This is a genomic window from Amycolatopsis sp. A1MSW2902 (genome assembly GCF_017312175.1).
Classification (GTDB): Bacteria; Actinomycetota; Actinomycetes; order Mycobacteriales; family Pseudonocardiaceae; genus Amycolatopsis; species Amycolatopsis nivea.
The window spans coordinates 6,869,070-6,884,490 of sequence record NZ_QJPO01000001.1; the positions used below are offsets into that span (position 1 = coordinate 6,869,070).

Annotated in this window: 14 protein-coding genes; 6 read left to right on the forward strand and 8 right to left on the reverse strand. The window is 68.1% G+C overall.

Annotated features, from left to right (window positions below; all coding sequences use genetic code 11):
* Window positions 1-21: 21 nt before the first annotated feature.
* A complete protein-coding gene (gene gndA / locus DMP23_RS31855; RefSeq protein ID WP_037807493.1) occupies window positions 22-1,458 on the forward strand; it encodes an NADP-dependent phosphogluconate dehydrogenase in 1,437 nt (478 codons plus the stop codon).
* A 55-nt stretch (window positions 1,459-1,513) separates the two neighbouring features.
* Here gndA and DMP23_RS31860 read toward each other — a convergent pair whose 3' ends face one another.
* Together DMP23_RS31860 and DMP23_RS31865 are read right to left on the reverse strand one after the other, a co-directional pair.
* Window positions 1,514-2,236 carry a Clp protease N-terminal domain-containing protein gene (locus DMP23_RS31860; RefSeq protein WP_037807731.1) on the reverse strand — a complete coding sequence of 241 codons (723 nt, stop codon included), beginning with the start codon at window positions 2,234-2,236 and terminating at the stop codon, window positions 1,514-1,516.
* Window positions 2,237-2,268: 32 nt separating this feature from the next.
* Window positions 2,269-3,255, reverse strand: a complete 987-nt coding sequence (locus DMP23_RS31865; RefSeq protein ID WP_167756478.1) for a DUF5937 family protein — start codon at window positions 3,253-3,255, stop codon at window positions 2,269-2,271.
* 70 nt (window positions 3,256-3,325) lie between these two features.
* Between DMP23_RS31865 and DMP23_RS31870 the strand changes: the two genes are divergently transcribed.
* On the forward strand, window positions 3,326-4,477 hold the full coding sequence (locus DMP23_RS31870) for an MFS transporter (protein WP_134663631.1): 1,152 nt from the start codon (window positions 3,326-3,328) through the stop codon (window positions 4,475-4,477).
* Here the strand turns inward: DMP23_RS31870 and DMP23_RS31875 are convergent.
* The 3 genes from DMP23_RS31875 to DMP23_RS31885 form a co-directional block, all read right to left on the reverse strand.
* Window positions 4,437-5,609, reverse strand: coding sequence for a 4-hydroxybenzoate 3-monooxygenase (locus DMP23_RS31875; protein WP_337823326.1), 1,173 nt, complete (start codon window positions 5,607-5,609; stop codon window positions 4,437-4,439). The genes DMP23_RS31870 and DMP23_RS31875 overlap by 41 nt on opposite strands.
* A 12-nt stretch (window positions 5,610-5,621) precedes the next feature.
* Complete coding sequence (locus DMP23_RS31880; RefSeq protein WP_037807487.1) at window positions 5,622-6,845, reverse strand: NAD(P)/FAD-dependent oxidoreductase; 1,224 nt, start codon at window positions 6,843-6,845, stop codon at window positions 5,622-5,624.
* Between the two features lie 67 nt (window positions 6,846-6,912).
* Window positions 6,913-7,992 carry an erythromycin esterase family protein gene (locus DMP23_RS31885; protein WP_337823327.1) on the reverse strand — a complete coding sequence of 360 codons (1,080 nt, stop codon included), beginning with the start codon at window positions 7,990-7,992 and terminating at the stop codon, window positions 6,913-6,915.
* 89 nt (window positions 7,993-8,081) lie between these two features.
* Here DMP23_RS31885 and DMP23_RS31890 point away from each other — a divergent pair, with 89 nt between their 5' ends.
* Window positions 8,082-8,753: a MerR family transcriptional regulator gene (locus DMP23_RS31890; RefSeq protein ID WP_337823328.1), complete on the forward strand. Its 672-nt coding sequence runs from the start codon at window positions 8,082-8,084 to the stop codon at window positions 8,751-8,753.
* Here DMP23_RS31890 and DMP23_RS31895 read toward each other — a convergent pair whose 3' ends face one another.
* Both DMP23_RS31895 and DMP23_RS31900 read right to left on the reverse strand, forming a co-directional pair.
* On the reverse strand, window positions 8,754-9,062 hold the full coding sequence (locus tag DMP23_RS31895) for an NIPSNAP family protein (protein ID WP_037807481.1): 309 nt from the start codon (window positions 9,060-9,062) through the stop codon (window positions 8,754-8,756).
* Complete coding sequence (locus tag DMP23_RS31900) at window positions 9,059-10,180, reverse strand: 5-methyltetrahydropteroyltriglutamate--homocysteine S-methyltransferase (RefSeq protein WP_134663627.1); 1,122 nt, start codon at window positions 10,178-10,180, stop codon at window positions 9,059-9,061. Before DMP23_RS31900 ends, DMP23_RS31895 begins: the two co-directional genes overlap by 4 nt.
* A gap of 75 nt (window positions 10,181-10,255) precedes the next feature.
* Between DMP23_RS31900 and DMP23_RS31905 the strand changes: the two genes are divergently transcribed.
* The gene (locus DMP23_RS31905; protein WP_037807478.1) at window positions 10,256-11,596 is read left to right on the forward strand and encodes a nucleobase:cation symporter-2 family protein; all 1,341 of its coding nucleotides are present in this window, start codon (window positions 10,256-10,258) and stop codon (window positions 11,594-11,596) included.
* A gap of 254 nt (window positions 11,597-11,850) precedes the next feature.
* Window positions 11,851-13,281 carry a pyridoxal phosphate-dependent decarboxylase family protein gene (locus DMP23_RS31910; RefSeq protein ID WP_337823329.1) on the forward strand — a complete coding sequence of 477 codons (1,431 nt, stop codon included), beginning with the start codon at window positions 11,851-11,853 and terminating at the stop codon, window positions 13,279-13,281.
* Between the two features lie 344 nt (window positions 13,282-13,625).
* Here DMP23_RS31910 and DMP23_RS31915 read toward each other — a convergent pair whose 3' ends face one another.
* Window positions 13,626-14,156 carry a hypothetical protein gene (locus DMP23_RS31915; RefSeq protein WP_134663766.1) on the reverse strand — a complete coding sequence of 177 codons (531 nt, stop codon included), beginning with the start codon at window positions 14,154-14,156 and terminating at the stop codon, window positions 13,626-13,628.
* Window positions 14,157-14,304: 148 nt separating this feature from the next.
* Here DMP23_RS31915 and DMP23_RS31920 point away from each other — a divergent pair, with 148 nt between their 5' ends.
* On the forward strand, window positions 14,305-15,312 hold the full coding sequence (locus DMP23_RS31920) for a rhomboid-like protein (RefSeq protein WP_337823330.1): 1,008 nt from the start codon (window positions 14,305-14,307) through the stop codon (window positions 15,310-15,312).
* The last annotated feature ends 109 nt before the right edge of the window (window positions 15,313-15,421 follow it).

Consider the following 15,421-nt stretch of genomic DNA (forward strand, 5'->3'; position numbering starts at 1 on the left):
AGGTTTTCGGAAAGGTTTCGGATGAGCAAGAAGGCGAGCATCGGGGTCACCGGCCTCGCGGTCATGGGCCGCAACCTGGCGCGGAACCTGGCCCGGCACGGGCACACGGTCGCCCTGCACAACCGCTCCGAGGAGCGCACCCGCTCGCTCGTCGAGCAGTTCGGCGACGAAGGCGACTTCATCCCGGCGTACTCCGCGCAGGAGTTCGTCGACGCGCTGGAGCGGCCGCGGCAGATCGTGATCATGGTGAAGGCGGGCGGCCCGACCGACGCCGTCATCGAGGAGTTCGCGCCGCTGCTGGAGCCGGGCGACGTGATCGTGGACGCGGGCAACGCGCACTTCGCGGACACCCGCCGCCGCGAGCAGGCGCTGCGCGAACGCGGCCTGCACTTCGTCGGCACCGGCGTGTCCGGCGGCGAGGAAGGCGCGCTGCACGGGCCGAGCATCATGCCCGGCGGGTCGAAGGAGTCCTACGAGTCGCTCGGACCGCTGTTCGAGGACATCTCGGCGAAGGTCGACGGCGAACCGTGCTGCACGCACGTCGGCGCGGACGGGGCCGGGCACTTCGTCAAAATGGTGCACAACGGCATCGAGTACGCCGACATGCAGCTGATCGCGGAGTCGTTCGACCTGCTGCGCGGCGCGGCGGGCTACTCCCCGGCGGAGATCGCCGACGTGTTCGGCACCTGGAACACCGGGCGGCTCGACTCGTACTTGATCGAGATCACCGCCCAGGTGCTCAAGCACGTCGACGGCGCGTCCGGCAAGCCGTTCGTCGACGTGGTCGAGGACGCGGCGGAGCAGAAGGGCACCGGCCGCTGGACCGTGCAGATCGGGCTCGACCTCGGCGTGCCGATCAGCGGCATCGCGGAAGCCGTGTTCGCACGGTCGCTGTCCGGGTCGACGGGATTGCGCTCGGCCGCACGCGGCCTGGGCGGCCCGAAGCGCACGCCGCTCACCGGGTCCGCCCTGGAGACCTTCGCGGACGACGTCGAGCAGGCGCTGTACGCGTCGAAGGTGGTCGCGTACGCGCAGGGCTTCAACCAGATCCAGGCAGGCGCCGCGGAGTACAGCTGGGACATCGACCTGGGCCGCGTCGCGTCGATCTGGCGCGGCGGCTGCATCATCCGGGCGAAGTTCCTGAACGACATCACGTCCGCCTACGCCGCGGAGCCGGGCCTCCCGACGCTGCTCACGTCCGGCGGTTTCCGTGCCGCGGTCGAAAACGCGCAGGACTCGTGGCGCTCGGTCATCTCGACGGCGGTCCGCCTGGGCATCCCGACGCCCGGCTTCTCGACCGCACTGGCGTACTACGACGGCCTCCGCGCGGACCGGCTGCCGGCCGCGCTGGTGCAGGGGCAGCGCGACTTCTTCGGCGCGCACACCTATCGGCGGGTGGACCGTCCCGGTTCGTTCCACACGCTGTGGGCCGGGGACCAGTCTGAGGTCGAAGCCTGATTTTTTGGTGCTGTGGAAGGGCTCTCCCCGGTATTCGGGGAGAGCCCTTCTTTTGTCATTTCTGCATGGTGCTGAGAATTTCCGCGAGGAATTCCTTGATCTTCGTTTCGGCCTTTTCCTTGTCGACCCCCAGTGCGGCAAGGACTTCGTAACCCGCGCCCTCGCCCTGTTCCAGCAAGGCAAGGAGAATGTGCTCGGTGCCGATGTAGTTGTGCCCGAGCCGCAGCCCCTCGCGCAGAGTGAGTTCGAGAGTTTTCTTGCCCGCAGCCGCGAACGGCACCTTCTCGGGAGCCCCGTCGACCGGCTCCGGCAGCCTCGCCTCGGCGGCTTCCCTGACCGCATCGAGGGTTATCCCCTGCGCGACAATCGCTCCCGCCGCCAGCGCGTCGGGTTCGGAAAGCAGGCCAAGCAGCAGGTGCACGGTGTCGATCTCGGGGCTCTTGTTGTCGATAGCCGCCTGCTGAGCCGCGACGACCACGTGCCGCGCGCGGTCGGTGTAGCGGCCGAACATGCGTTGTATTCCACCGGATGAATCGTCGCTCTTCGGAACGAATCTCTTCTGGGCGGCTTGTTTGGTCACGCCCATACTGGCCCCGATGTCGGTCCAGGACGCCCCGCTGCGGCGAGCCTGGTCGACGAAGTGGCCGATGAGGTGGTCAGCGACGTCGCCGAGATGCTGGCCGACGTAGACGGCGTCGGTGAGCTGGGCGAGGGCGTCTTTTTCGTTGTTGGCTTTGATGGCGCTGATGAGGTCGTCGAGCTTCACGGAGTCGGTCATGGCGTCAACTGTAGGTTGACGATTGGGTTGCGTCAACCTTTGGTTGACCAGGTGGGCAGCGTGTCCTTGGGAGCGGCATTGGCTTGGAGCAACGCGTCGCCCAAGGCTGTGCGGCGGTAAAGCACGCGGTGCCGGCTGCGGTCGTTGGTCAGAAGTCCGGCCGCGCCCAGGGTGGTCAGGTGCGCGGACACTGTCGCCGGAGCGAGGCGCAACTGCTGGGCGAGGTCGACGGTCGCGGAGGGCCGGTCCAAGCGTGCGAGCAGGAGCGCGCGCGTCCGGCCGAGGAGATTGGTCAGCGCTTCCAGCGGTTCCGTTGGCGTGGCCCACAACGACGCGACGCCGCGGGCGGGATACAGCAGGGCTGGCTGCCACGGCGGCACAGTCACCACCCCGACATTCGGCCACGCGAACACGGCCGGGATGAGCAGCAACCCGCGCGCGTCGATGTCCAGGCGTTCCCGGGATCGGAGGTCGACGAGGATCGACGTCCCGGCCAGCCTCACGCCCGGATGCAGTTCGGCCAACGCCTTCGTGAGCCCGCCCTCGCCGAGAAGCCGCGTTCGGTGCGCGATGTCGGCCGCGAGCAGTTCGCGCAGCGCGGGCCAGGCCGGTGCGAGCAATGCGTTCCAGACGGTCTCGAGTTGGTCGGCGAGCAGGTCCCGTGCGGCGGCCGGGTCGTCGGGCAGGGCGCTCAGGTCGGCGTCGACCATCGCCAGTTCCAGTGCGACCTGGGAAGGCGGGGTGGCACGAACGGCGTTCAGTTGTGTTTCCGCGGTCGTTTCCGGACCGTCAGGAGGCGGGCTCAAGAACTCCGTGATGTAGTGCCGTGCGTTCAGCACTGTCGCCAACTCGGAGATGCCGAGGTCGGCCAGGGCGGGTGCGCTGGACACCCACGGCAGGTGTGCCGGATGTCCGCGAACGCCCAGCAGGGTCTGCACTGCGCCGAGCACTTCCTCCAGCGGCGAGATCGCGAACCGGACGCGCTGACTGCCCGCCGCGGTCATGACCAGCTTTATCACGACCGAGCCACAACATTCGCTTCCACCCGAATCACTATGCCGCGCCTCGCGGCCCAGCGAGCGTATTCGCATGTCAGTGCTCACTCATCGGGCGTATTGGCGCTGGTCGGCTGGGGTCCAGTGCGCCCGGCTCCCGGCGACGATGACACCGCTCGCGTTCACTCTGCTGACCACGGCTACCACTGGGTCGTACCGGCTCGGCGGCGTTCTGATGGCGGTCTACGTCGCCGCGGAAATGGCGAGTGCGGTGCCGCTCGCACGGTTGCTGGACCGCGTCGGCGTGTCCCGCGGCCTGACCGGGTTGCTGCTGCTGGCCGCAGCGGGATTTGCCCTGCTCACGGTTGCCGCGGCCGCACATGCACCGGATGCCGTGCTCCTCGGGCTCGTCGTGGTGCCCGGTGCCGCGGCAAGTGCGTCGTCCGGCGGCTTTCGGACTCTGCTGGCCGACGTGGTCGACGACGATCAACTGCCGAGGGCCGTGTCGCTCGACGCGGTTGTCCTCGAATGCGTCCTGGTCGGCGGGCCGGCGTTGGTTGCCCTGTTCGCGCTGGCTGGACCGCTGCCGCCGTTGGCCGCCATGACCGTCGCGTACCTGCTGGCTGCGGCGCTGGTCCCGCGCCGCGCGGGTGTGCACCACCGGGCCGAGGTCACCGATGATGTCCCGCCGCGACCGCTGACCGTCTGCCTGCCGTGGCTGTGCTGTGCGTTCACCGTCGGGCTGCTGCTGTCCACGATCGAGGTCGCGCCGTTGCCGCTGGTCCATCGCCTCGGCGCGCCCGATCCGGCCGCGCCGGCGGTGATCGCCGTGCCCAGCGGGGCCAGCATCGCGGGCAGCTTGCTTTGCGCGTGGCGAGGGAAGACTGGCGACCCGCGGCTCTTCCTCGCCGGCCTTGCGGCTGGCGGACTCGTGCTCGCAGCAGACCTTGGCTGGCCCGGTTTGGTGGGCTCGCTGACGCTGATCGGCGGATGCACTGGGCCGCTGGTGGCCGCGACCTCGGTCAACCTTCAGCGACTGCTGCCGAAGAATCGCCGGTCAGCAGGGTTCTCGCTGTCGTTCACCGTGCAGGCGTGCGGGTTTGGTCTTGGGTCGCTTGCCGTAGGGGTGCTGCCGTTGTCGCTCGCGCCGCTGTTCGGTGTCGTCTCCGCAGCCATCACCGCCGGAATGCTGGCGGCCGACACGCTCAGGCGAACGGCAACCCCACGTAATTCTCCGCCAAACTAGTAGCCGCCGCCCTAGACGAAGCCGTATACCGCAGCTGCGACAGCTGCAACTTCCGAGCAAACGCGTCCGCCCCCGGGTCCACGTGCAGCATCGTCGTCATGAACCACGAGAAGTGCTCCGCCCGCCACACCCTGCGCAGGCAAGTGTCCGAATAGGACTCCGCCAGCGACGAATCCCCCTGCAGCAAAGCCACCAAAGCCCGCGACAGCACCACCACATCCGCGACTGCCAGGTTCATTCCCTTAGCCCCGGTCGGCGGCACGATGTGCGCCGCGTCGCCAGCCAGGAACAACCGGCCGTGGCGCATGGGCTCTGTCACGAAGCTCCGCATCGGCGTGATGCCCTTGTCCAGGATCGGCCCCTCCTGCAGGGTGAACTCACCATCGACCGCCAGGCGCGTCGACAGTTCCGTCCAGATCCGGTCATCCGACCAGGCCGCCAGGTTCTCTCCTGGATCGACCTGCAGGTACAGCCGCGTGACGTCCGGGGAACGCATGCTGTGCAAGGCAAATCCCCGCGGATGATGGGTGTAGATCAGCTCCTCGTGCGACGGCGGTGTCCGTGCCAGAACGCCCAGCCAAGCGAAGGGATACTCCCGCTCAAAAGTAGTCAGCGCACCGTCCGGAATGGACGGACGGGACACGCCGCGGAAACCGTCGCAGCCTGCTACGGCGTCGCATTCCAGGGTTTGCAAGGCACCAGCGGAATCCCTGTACTGCACAACGGGGCGCAAAGTGTCCACTGAGGACAGTGAAACCTCCGAAACCTCAAAGTGCAGCGGCAGATCCGCGGCCTCGTGCGCGTCCACGAGGTCTTTCACGATCTCCTGCTGCCCGTACACCGTGATCGCCTTGCCGGTCAGCTCGGTGAGTGCGATGCGGTGATCGGTGCCGTCGAACCGAAGCGAGAAACCCTCGTGTGGCAAGCCTTCCGCGGCCAATCGACCGCCGAGGCCGATCTCGGTGAGCAAGTCGACCGTCGGTTGTTCGCAGACTCCGGCGCGCACGCGTTGCCGCACGTACTCGCGGTCGCGGGCTTCGAGCACGACAGCCTCGACACCCGCTTGGTGCAGCAAATACGACAGCAGCAACCCGGCCGGGCCGGCACCGATCACGGCGACCTGCGTGCGCAACGGAACCTCCGATCAAGCCGCGGTGCGCGACTTCAGGTGTGCTTTCAGATCAAACGAACTGGCTTCCAGATCCGCGTACGCCGGATGCGGTTCCGCTGCGAAAAGCCGGCGCGCGGCGATGTGGTCCGGCGCGCGGTTGACCGATTCGACGGCGATCAGCACGTCGTCGCGGAAGGACAGCACGGAGAACTTCCCGGCCGACCGGTCACCGGTGACCACGGTCCGGTCTGCGGCGTCGAGGATGCCCGCGATCTGCAGTTTCGCGCCGGTCTGGTCGGTCCAGAACCACGGCAGGCTGTCGTAGCGCGCGGGTTCCCCGGCGATCGCCGCGGCCACCGAACGGGCCTGGTCGACGGCGTTCTGCACGGATTCCAACCGGGTCGCGGCACCGGCCTGCACGCACGGGAAGCACGCGCAGTCGCCGATCGCGAAGATCTTCGGGTCCTCGGTGCGCAGGTGCTCGTCCACGACCACGCCGTTGCGCACCTCGAGCCCGGCTGCCTCGGCCAACGTCGTCTCCGGCAGCACGCCGACCGCGACGACCACGAGGTCCGCAGGCAGCCGTCGTCCGTCGGACAGCTCAACCGACTCCACGTGGCCGGACCCGTGCAGCGCGGTGACCCCGACGCCCAGCAACAGCGTGTGCCCAGCCGCCCGGTGGTGTTCGGCGAAGAATTCCGAGATCTCCGGCGACGCGACCCGAGCCAGCAGCCGGTCCTGCGCCTCCACCACGGTGACCGGACGGCCGGCGTGCGAGGCGAACTCCAGCCCGATGAACCCGCCGCCGATCACCACGACCTCGCCCGCCGCGTCCAGCGAAGCCCGCAGCCGGTCGGCGTCCTCGCGGGTGCGCAGCATCAGCACGCCGTCGAGGTCGGCGCCGGGCACCGGCAGCGCACGGTTGCGCGCGCCGGTGGCCAGCACCAAATGGTCGTAACCCAGCTCCGTACCGTCCTCGAGCCGCACTTTCGCCGCGTCCCGGTCGATCGCGGCGACCCGGCCGCGGACCAGCTCGATGTCCTTCTCGGCGAAGTAGTCCTCCGGCCGCAGCACCAGCTGCTCTACGCCCGCGCTGCCCGCCAGGTACGCCTTCGACAGCGGCGGCCGCTGATACGGCACCCCCGGCTCGTCCCCGATCAGAACCACGCGGCCGGCGAACCCCTTGTCCCGCAAGGACGCCGCGGCCTGGAAGCCGCTTTGCCCGCTGCCCACGACGAGAACGGTCTCGGTGCTCATCTCGCTCCTCCCGACATCCCGGGCTCCATCTGAGCACACCTCGGCCAAGATCGTCGAGGAGCGGCGGTCACACCCGGTGCAGGAACGCGATCGCGTCCGCCGCCTCGACCGCGTCGAACGGCAGATACCCGCGTCCGTCGCCGGTCCGCGCGGGCAGATCGGGGTCGATTCCGGCGGTTTCGACCAGTTCACGGTCCTGGACCGTCGCGGCGAGATACGCCTGCAGCGTCCCCGGCGCGGGGTCCTCTACTCCATCTGACGAGCCGAAATCGGTGGCAATGAACACATACCGGGCACCGAGCCGGTGCGCGACCTGCGCGCCCGCGCTCCACCATTGCGCACCCATCATCGAGGCCGCGCGCCGTTGGAGGTGCTGGTTGTGCGCGGAGACGAAGGCGCCCGGCAACGCGAGCAGGTTGTCCGCCATCATCGCGTCGCGCTGCGCCCCGAGGCGGCCCATCCGTTCCGGCGAGGTGTCGGCCATCAGCGAGTGGCAGCGGCAGAGCCCGACCGCGGTCCGGGCGAGCAGATCGCCACCGGCGGGCAACGCGGGGCGAGCCCGTTCGAAGTGGGCCGCGAGGTCGTCGGCGATTAACCGCAGCTCACGCGCGTCCGGACTGTCCCCTTTGGACTTCGCGCCGTCCCACATCGCCGCTTCGCTCGCCCAAGCCGCGTCGTCGCCAGCCAGCCGCTCGATGGTCGCGACGTCGTGCGGTACGTCGTCGAGATGGTCGGCCAGGAAGCCATGCAGTTCGGTGAGCACCGCGCGCGGGCTGGGTGCGCTGGCCATCTCCAGGGGAGCGTCGAAGCCGTGGAAGTGCACCTGATCTTCGGGCGCGCGCCCGGCGTTGTGGGCCCGCATCCACTCGACCAGCGCACGGTTGGAGGGGAACGCTCCGAAACCGTGGCTGAACCCGGTGGCCAGCACCTTGTCGAGGTCGCCCTCGCCGGTGGTCACGTAGCGGTCGACCAGGCGTCCGGCCAGGCAGTCGCTCTCCAGCGCGATCGAGCGGTAGCCGTGTTCGAGGACGAGGTGCTGGAAGATTTCGTTGCGGAACAACGGGAACGTCTCGGTCCAGTGCGTGGGCTCGCCCAGACCGAGCAGGGTCGGCGAACGGTGGGCGAGGAAGTCGTCGAAGGTCTTCATTGCTTTGACCGTATCGTTGAACTCTCCGTTGGCACTTTTCCGCGAATCACCTGGTTGACTAGTGTGGAAACCCTCAAACCGGAGGTGACATGCGTCCGAAGGACCTCGCCCGCGAGCACGGCTTGTCGACCCAGGCCGTCCGCAACTACGAGGAGGACGGCATCCTCCCGCCCGCCGAACGCGGACCGCAGGGCTACCGGACGTACACCGAACACCACGCGCAAGCGTTGCGCACCTTCCTCGCCCTGCGTCCCGGCTTCGGCCACGCCCGCGCGGCAGCGATCCTCCGCGCGGTCAATGAGCGTTCGGAAGACACCGCGTTCCAGCTGATCGACGAGGGTCACGCCGAACTGCTGCGCGACCGCGGCACCCTCACCGAGGTCGAACACGCGCTGCGGAACCTGACCCAGAAGCCGGACGTCCGCGAAACCGTCCCGTCGATCGGCTCGCTCGCGCACCAGCTGTCCGTGCACCCCGCCACGCTGCGCAAATGGGAGGCCGCCGGGATCCTCCAACCGGAGCGCGACCGAGCCGGAAACCGCCGCTACCCACCGGCCGCGGTCCGCGACGCCCGCCTCGCGCATCAACTCCGCCGCGGCGGCTACCCGCTCGCCCGGATCGCCGCGGTACTGGAGCAGGTCCGGCACGCGGGCGGGGTCGCGCCGTTGGAAGAAGCCCTGCGTACCTGGCGTTCCCGGCTCAGCGCCCGGGCGCACGCGATGCTGGCCGGGGCCGCCCAGCTGTCGCGCTACCTCGTCTGATCACTCCGGCAGCAACGGCCGCATGAACGTCCGCCGGTACCGGATCACGCACCCGCTCTCGTCGCGGATCCGGTCCGCCGCCACGAACTCCGGGTCCACTCCGAACAATGTCCGGTACCGCTCGTACGCGGCCAGGCTTTCGAAGCTGAACAACGCCCTGGCCTCGTCGCTCGCCCCTTCCGCGGGCAGGAAATACCCGTGGTGCACCCCGCCCTCGCGCTGCACGAGACGCATCCACTCGGCGGCGAACCGTTCGAAGTCCGCGATCTTCTCCGGGTCGATCACGTAGTCGACAACGCAGGTGATCACGAACGACCCCAGACCCGCTCCGCCGTCGAGACGATCAGCTCCAGCTTCCGCAGCTGCTCAGTGGCGGTCAGGTCGTTTCCCTCCTCCGTGGAGGAAAACCCGCATTGCGGCGACAGGCACAGCTGGTCCACGTCCACATACCGCGACGCTTCCTCGATCCGCCGCACCAGCGCGTCCGGGTCTTCCAGCTCTGGCCGTTTGCTGGTCACGAGCCCGAGCACGACCCGTTTTCCCTTCGGCACGAACCGCAACGGCTCGAAACCGCCGGAGCGTTCGTCGTCGTACTCCAGGAAGAAGCCGTCCACCGCCAGCTCGCCGAACAGCGCTTCGGCGACGAACTCGTAGCTCCCGGACGCCACCCACGACGAGCGGAAATTGCCGCGGCACAGGTGCGTCGTCACGGTCAGGTCGTCCGGTTTCCCGGCGAGCGCGGCGTTGATCGTCGAGATGTTGCGCAGGTGCATGGTGTCCGGGTCGCTGCCCATGCGCGCGACGAGTTCGCGCTGCTTCGGGTCGTTGAGGTACGCGAGGCTGGTGTCGTCCAGCTGCAGATACGTGCAGCCCAGCGCGCTCATCGCACGCAACTGTTCCGCGTACGCCGCGCTGAGGTCGGTGAAGAACTCGTCCAACTCCGGGTACACGGTTTCGCTCACCGCCGCCCGGCCGCCGCGGTAATAGACCATGCTCGGCGACGGGATGGTCAGCTTCGGCGTGATGCCCGGGTCGGTGTGCGCCTTCAGGAACTCGAAGTGGTCGGCGAAGATCGGCTCGTCGAGCCGCACCTTGCCGTCGACCTGCAGCCCCGGCGGGCTGAACTCCAGGTCGCCGGCCAGATTGTGGAATTTCACGTGCAGCCGCTCGTCGCTGCGCGAGACGCCGCCGAGCGCGTAGATGAAGTCCATGTGCCAGGAGGACCGGCGGAACTCGCCGTCGGTCGCCGATTCCAGCCCGGCCGCCTTCTGCATCTTGACGACGTCGCGGATCGCGTCGTCCTCGACGGCTCGCAGCTGTTCGGCGGAGATCTCCCCAGCCGCGTGGTCGCGCCGCGCTTCGCGCAGCACCGCCGGCCGCAGCAGGCTCCCTACATGATCGGCACGGAACGGAGGTCGTGCAGTCATGTCTGGCATGGTCACACACAAACCGGCGGTATGTGCAGCGATAATCCGGCGGGACCCACACCGAAGGAGCCGCTCATGACCAACGCCGCGCACCCGGTCGACCGGGGCCTCCCCGCCGGACGGCTGCTTCTGCTCGGACTGCAGCACATGGCGATCATGTACACCGGCTGCATCGCCGTGCCGCTGGTCATCGGCAGTGCGCTGCACCTGGACAACGCGTCGATCGCGCTGCTGGTGAACGCCGACCTGTTCGTCGCCGGACTGGCCACTTTGGTCCAGTCGGTCGGCATCGGTCGGCTGTTCGGCGTCCGGCTGCCGGTGGTCGCGGGCGCGACGTTCACCGTGGTCAACCCGATGATCCTGATCGCCGCGCAGTACGGCCTCACCGCGGTGTACGGCGCGATGATCGCCTCCGGCGTGTTCGGGCTGTTGATCGCCCGGCCGTTCGCCGCGCTGATCCGGTTCTTCCCGCCGCTGGTGTCCGGGACGTTGCTGCTGGTCATCGGCATCTCGCTGCTCGGCCCCGGCACGGCGATGATCGGCGGCCACGACACCGGCGACCCGTCCTACGGCGATCCGGCGAACCTCGGGCTGGCGTTCGGCGTGATCGCGCTGGTGGTGCTGTTCACCCGGGTGCTGCGCGGCTTCCTCGGCCAGATCGGCCCGCTGGTCGCGCTGATCGCCGGCGTCCTGATCGCGATCCCGCTCGGCCGCACGCACTTCTCCGGCGTCGGCGACGCGAGCTGGTTCGGGCTGGCCTCGCCGTTCCACTTCGGAGCGCCGACGTTCCCGGTCGCCGCAGTGGTGTCGATGTGCGTGGTGATGCTGGTGTCGTTCACCGAGACCACCGCGGACCTGATCGCGGTCGGCGAGATCACCGGCCGTCCGGTCACGCCCGCCGACCTTTCGCGCGGCCTCGCCACCGACGGCCTGTCCGCGATCTTCGGCGGTTTTATGAACTCCTTCCCGGACACCGCGTTCGCGCAGAACGTCGGACTGGTGCAGATGACCGGCGTCCGCAGCCGCTGGGTGGTCGCGACAACCGGCGGCATGCTCGTCGTGATGGGCCTGGTGCCGAAGATCGGCGCGTTCATCGCCGCGATCCCGGAACCGGTCGTCGGCGGCGTCGCGGTGGTGATGTTCGCGATGGTCGGGGTGGTCGGCGTGCAGACCCTCAAGAAGGTCGATTTCTCCGGCAACCACAACGCTTTCGTGGTCTCGGTCGCGCTCGGCGTCGGCTTGCTGCCCGCGTTCGGCCTCGACCGGTTCGGCAACTCGGTGTTCTTCCAGCACTTCCCCGCCTGGCTGCGGACAATCTGCGGCAGCCCGATCACCGTCGCCGCCGTGCTGGCTTTTGTGCTGAATCTGCTGTTCAACCACCTTGGCCGGAAGCGCGAGGAAGACCTGCTGCCGTAAGCAGCCGGTCCGGGAGCTTGGCTCCGATACCCGGCTCGATCGGCCTGTTCAGCAACACCCGCAGGACATCGGGTCGACCGAACCCCTTGCCCCACAACCCTTTCGCGGTACCGCCGTTCGGCCGCAGCCCGTGATCATGTCCCGCCGCCCTAGATTTCTCCGACCGTTCGGGCAGTTCTTCCCGCGCCCTATTCGCGCACCACCTCAACCATGACACCTTGTGCCCCAAACGACCTCCGGACAGAAGAGGGCGCATGGACGGCACTTCCCTCATTCTCAATTCCGCCGAACGGACCAGAGCCGCCGAACTTCTGGCCCGGTTCACCGACAGCTACGAAAATTCACTCACCAGTCGCCCGATCGCCCCCGACGCGGACCGGGAAACGCTGGCTAAACTGTTAGCGGAACCGTTCCCGGAAGAAGGCCTTGGCGCAGAAGCGTTCTTCGCCGACGTCGTCGACCGCATCGTGCCCTACACCACCACGATCGCGCACCCAAGGTTCCTCGCCTACGTACAGGGTCCGCCAAACGGCATCGGTGCGTACGCCGAAGCAATTGCCGCAGTGCTGAACCAGAACTGCAATCTGTGGCAGATCTCCCCAGCCGCCAACGTAATCGAACGCTCCGTCATGGACTGGCTGGCCGGCCTCTTCGCCCTGGGCCCGGCTTCCGGAGGCATCCTCACCAACGGCGGTTCCGGAGCCACAATGGACGCGCTCACTACCGCCATCGCCGACCGAATACCAGACTTCCGCGAACGCGGTCTCCAAGAATCCCGCGCCCCGCTAGTGCTTTACACCTCCGACGAAGCGCACCGCAGCGTAGTCAAGGCCGCCGCCCTGCTAGGAATCGGCCTGGACAACGTCCGCACAATCCCCACCGACGCCCATTTCCAACTGCGTGTCGACCTGCTAACCCGAGCGATCGCCGAAGACCGCGCCGCCGGAAAAGAACCGTTCTGCGCAGTAGCGACCGCAGGCACAGTCACCACCGGCTCGATAGACCCCATCGGCCCCATCGCAGACCTCTGCGAAAAAGAAAAACTCTGGCTACACGTAGACGGCGCATACGGCGCCCTTTTCGTCCTAGCCGATTCAACCCGCGACGCACTGCTCCCGCTGTCCCGGGCAGACTCCATCACCCTGGACCCGCACAAGCTGCTCTTCGCTCCGTTAGAGGCGGGAGCCCTGCTGGTCAAGGACATGGCGAAGCTGCGCAACGCCTTCGCCTTCTCCTCGTCGTCGTCCTACCTCACCGCAATCGACGACGCCCACCTGCTCGACTACATGGACCACGGCCCGCAACTTTCCCGCAGTTTCAAGGCTTTGAAAGTCTGGGCTGCCCTGCGCACCTTCGGCGTAGGCACCTTCCGCACAGTCACCGAACGCTGCCTGACCCTGGCCACCCGCCTAGGCGCCCACATCGCCGCCGCCCCCGGGTTGGAGTTGATGAACCCAGTCACGCTCACCGCAGTCTGCGTCCGAATGCCCGGCCGCAACACCGAAGCACACGCAGAACTCCTCACCAGACTCCACGAAGAAGGCACCGCAATGCTGGGCCCAGCCAAGGTAAACGGGCAGGCCTGCGTCCGCGCCTGCGTCACCAACCACCGCACCACCGAGGCAGACATCGACCTACTGGCCAACCGCCTAACCGCTATAGCCCGCACCCTGCCCGAGCAGTGAGGGCCACCCTCACACCCCCTGATTCCCTCAGGGCCCCCTCACGACCCTAAAACCGCAGCAGACACACCCAACGAGCGAGGCACCCACACCTCCCCCGCACCCCGATACGAAGCTCCCCTGCGGTTCGGGGGTGCTTGTCAAGGCATCTTTCCCGCCTTGACAAGCACCCCCGAACCGTCAGCACAATCAAACTTCGGGGTGCCCCACGCAACCAACGGGCGCAATGTCGCCGCCAGGCGACGAGCCGAATCACCCCACAAACACCAACGGCCCCCGCCTGCGGATCCAGCCCAACCCTCCGCAACACCACGTAACGCGCGTAACGCGCTGACGCGCTCAGATCCCTAAAGGCAAATAATGTTCAAAACACAAGGCGGCTCATGGCTGCTCGACGAAGCCGGCTGGCTCGAACTCGACGGCGCCGACGTGCTCGTCGACGGCTGAGTCGGCCCAGTCGGACCGGTCGTTTCCGGCCGCTCACTCGACGACGGACGCGCCGGAGCGGAATCAGCCGGGTGCTCGGCAGTGCTGTGCTCGCCGAACGGATTGACGTTCGCCTTGGTCGAAGGCGCGTCCCCCGCGCCGGCAGTGCCCTCTTCGGTCTCCTCGCCGGTGGGCGTCGGCGGGTTGGTCTCGTCGACGCCGCCCGCGCCGCCGGTGCGGTCCGGCATCTCGATCACGCGCATTTCGGTGATCCGGGCGGCCCCGTCGTTCGCGGTGGTCCCGTACGAGACGAGCATGGCCGCGGCCCCGCAGCCGACGATCACCGCGAGCATCACCGAAACCATGCGCCACCTGGACCGGGACGGCGGCGGGATCCGTCGTTCGTGTCCTTCGCGCACCAACAGCTCGGCGACCGAAACCTCGTCGTTCACCAGCGAGACCTTTCACCAGGAGTGGCCTATTCCTACCGGATGCGGCCACCGAACGGGTGACAAAGAGAGAAACCTTCTACCCAGAGTGCTCACTCTAGCGGGTGTGAATCACAGCGCATTCACAGCTGCGCTTAGCCAAAATCCCAGCATGCCCAGCCACTCTGGACGCATGTCGCTGCGCGAGCCGGACCCGGCACCCCGCCCGGCACGCAGTGCTGCCACCACCGGTACTCCCCGGAAGTGGCGCTCCTTGACGTGGCTGCGCGGACGGACGCCCGCTGTCCAGCCGGTCTCCGTCCCGATGGCCGGGAAGCCGGAACCGGACACCCCGGGCAGCGCCGCGGGAGCAGCCCCCACCAGAGCAGGCGGCACCCAGTTGGTCGAGATCATCGACGGGTCCTCGCGACCGACGGCGACGGCCGTGCTGACCAAGAACGACCCGGCCGCCAGCTCGCTCGAACTCGTCCAGCCCGTGCCGAGGCTCCCCTTCCTGGCCGCCGTCCCCGCGAGCTGGCGGCCGAAGCGCGCGTGGCTGAGCCTCGTCCCCAGCCCGCGGGCCACGCCGTTCACGTTCGGCTATCTCGTCCTGCTGCTCGGCACCTCGCTGCTCCTCCGCTTCGGCAGCTCGAAGCTCACCGACAAGCTCCTCGCGGTCTCCAGCACCGACGCGCACAACATGGCACGCCACCCTCTCACCGCGCTCCTGACCAGCGCGTTCTGGATCGCCGACGGCGGCTGGCTGCCGTACGCGGTGATCTTCGCGATCGCTGTCGCCCCGTTCGAACGGCGGTTCGGCGGGCTCCGGACGGCGCTGGTCTTCTTCAGCGGCCACGTGCTCGCCACGATCGCCACCGAACTGCCGGTCATGGCCCTGATCCACACCGACGTCCTGCCGCATTCCGCGGGCCGCTGGCTCGACATCGGGGTCAGCTACGGCTTCCTCACCACCGCCGGCGTGCTCGTCGCGCTGCTGCGCGGGAGGGCTCGGATCGCCGGGATCGTGGCCCTTGAGCTATTCGTTATCGGCGTCTACGTGACCGACGATCCGGCCAGTCTCGCCTCCGTCGTGACGGTCCTCGGACACGCCTGTGCGGCCCACTTCGGCCTGCTCGTGTGGGGTCCGCGACTGCGCAGCGCGCCCCGCATCGCCCGATAGCACCCACCTTCATCGTCCGGACGAGTGACGCAAGCAGCTCCCCGTGCGGATATACACAAGCTTCACTCGGTGGTGTAATCGACGGGCCATACGCCGACAAGGGGGATCG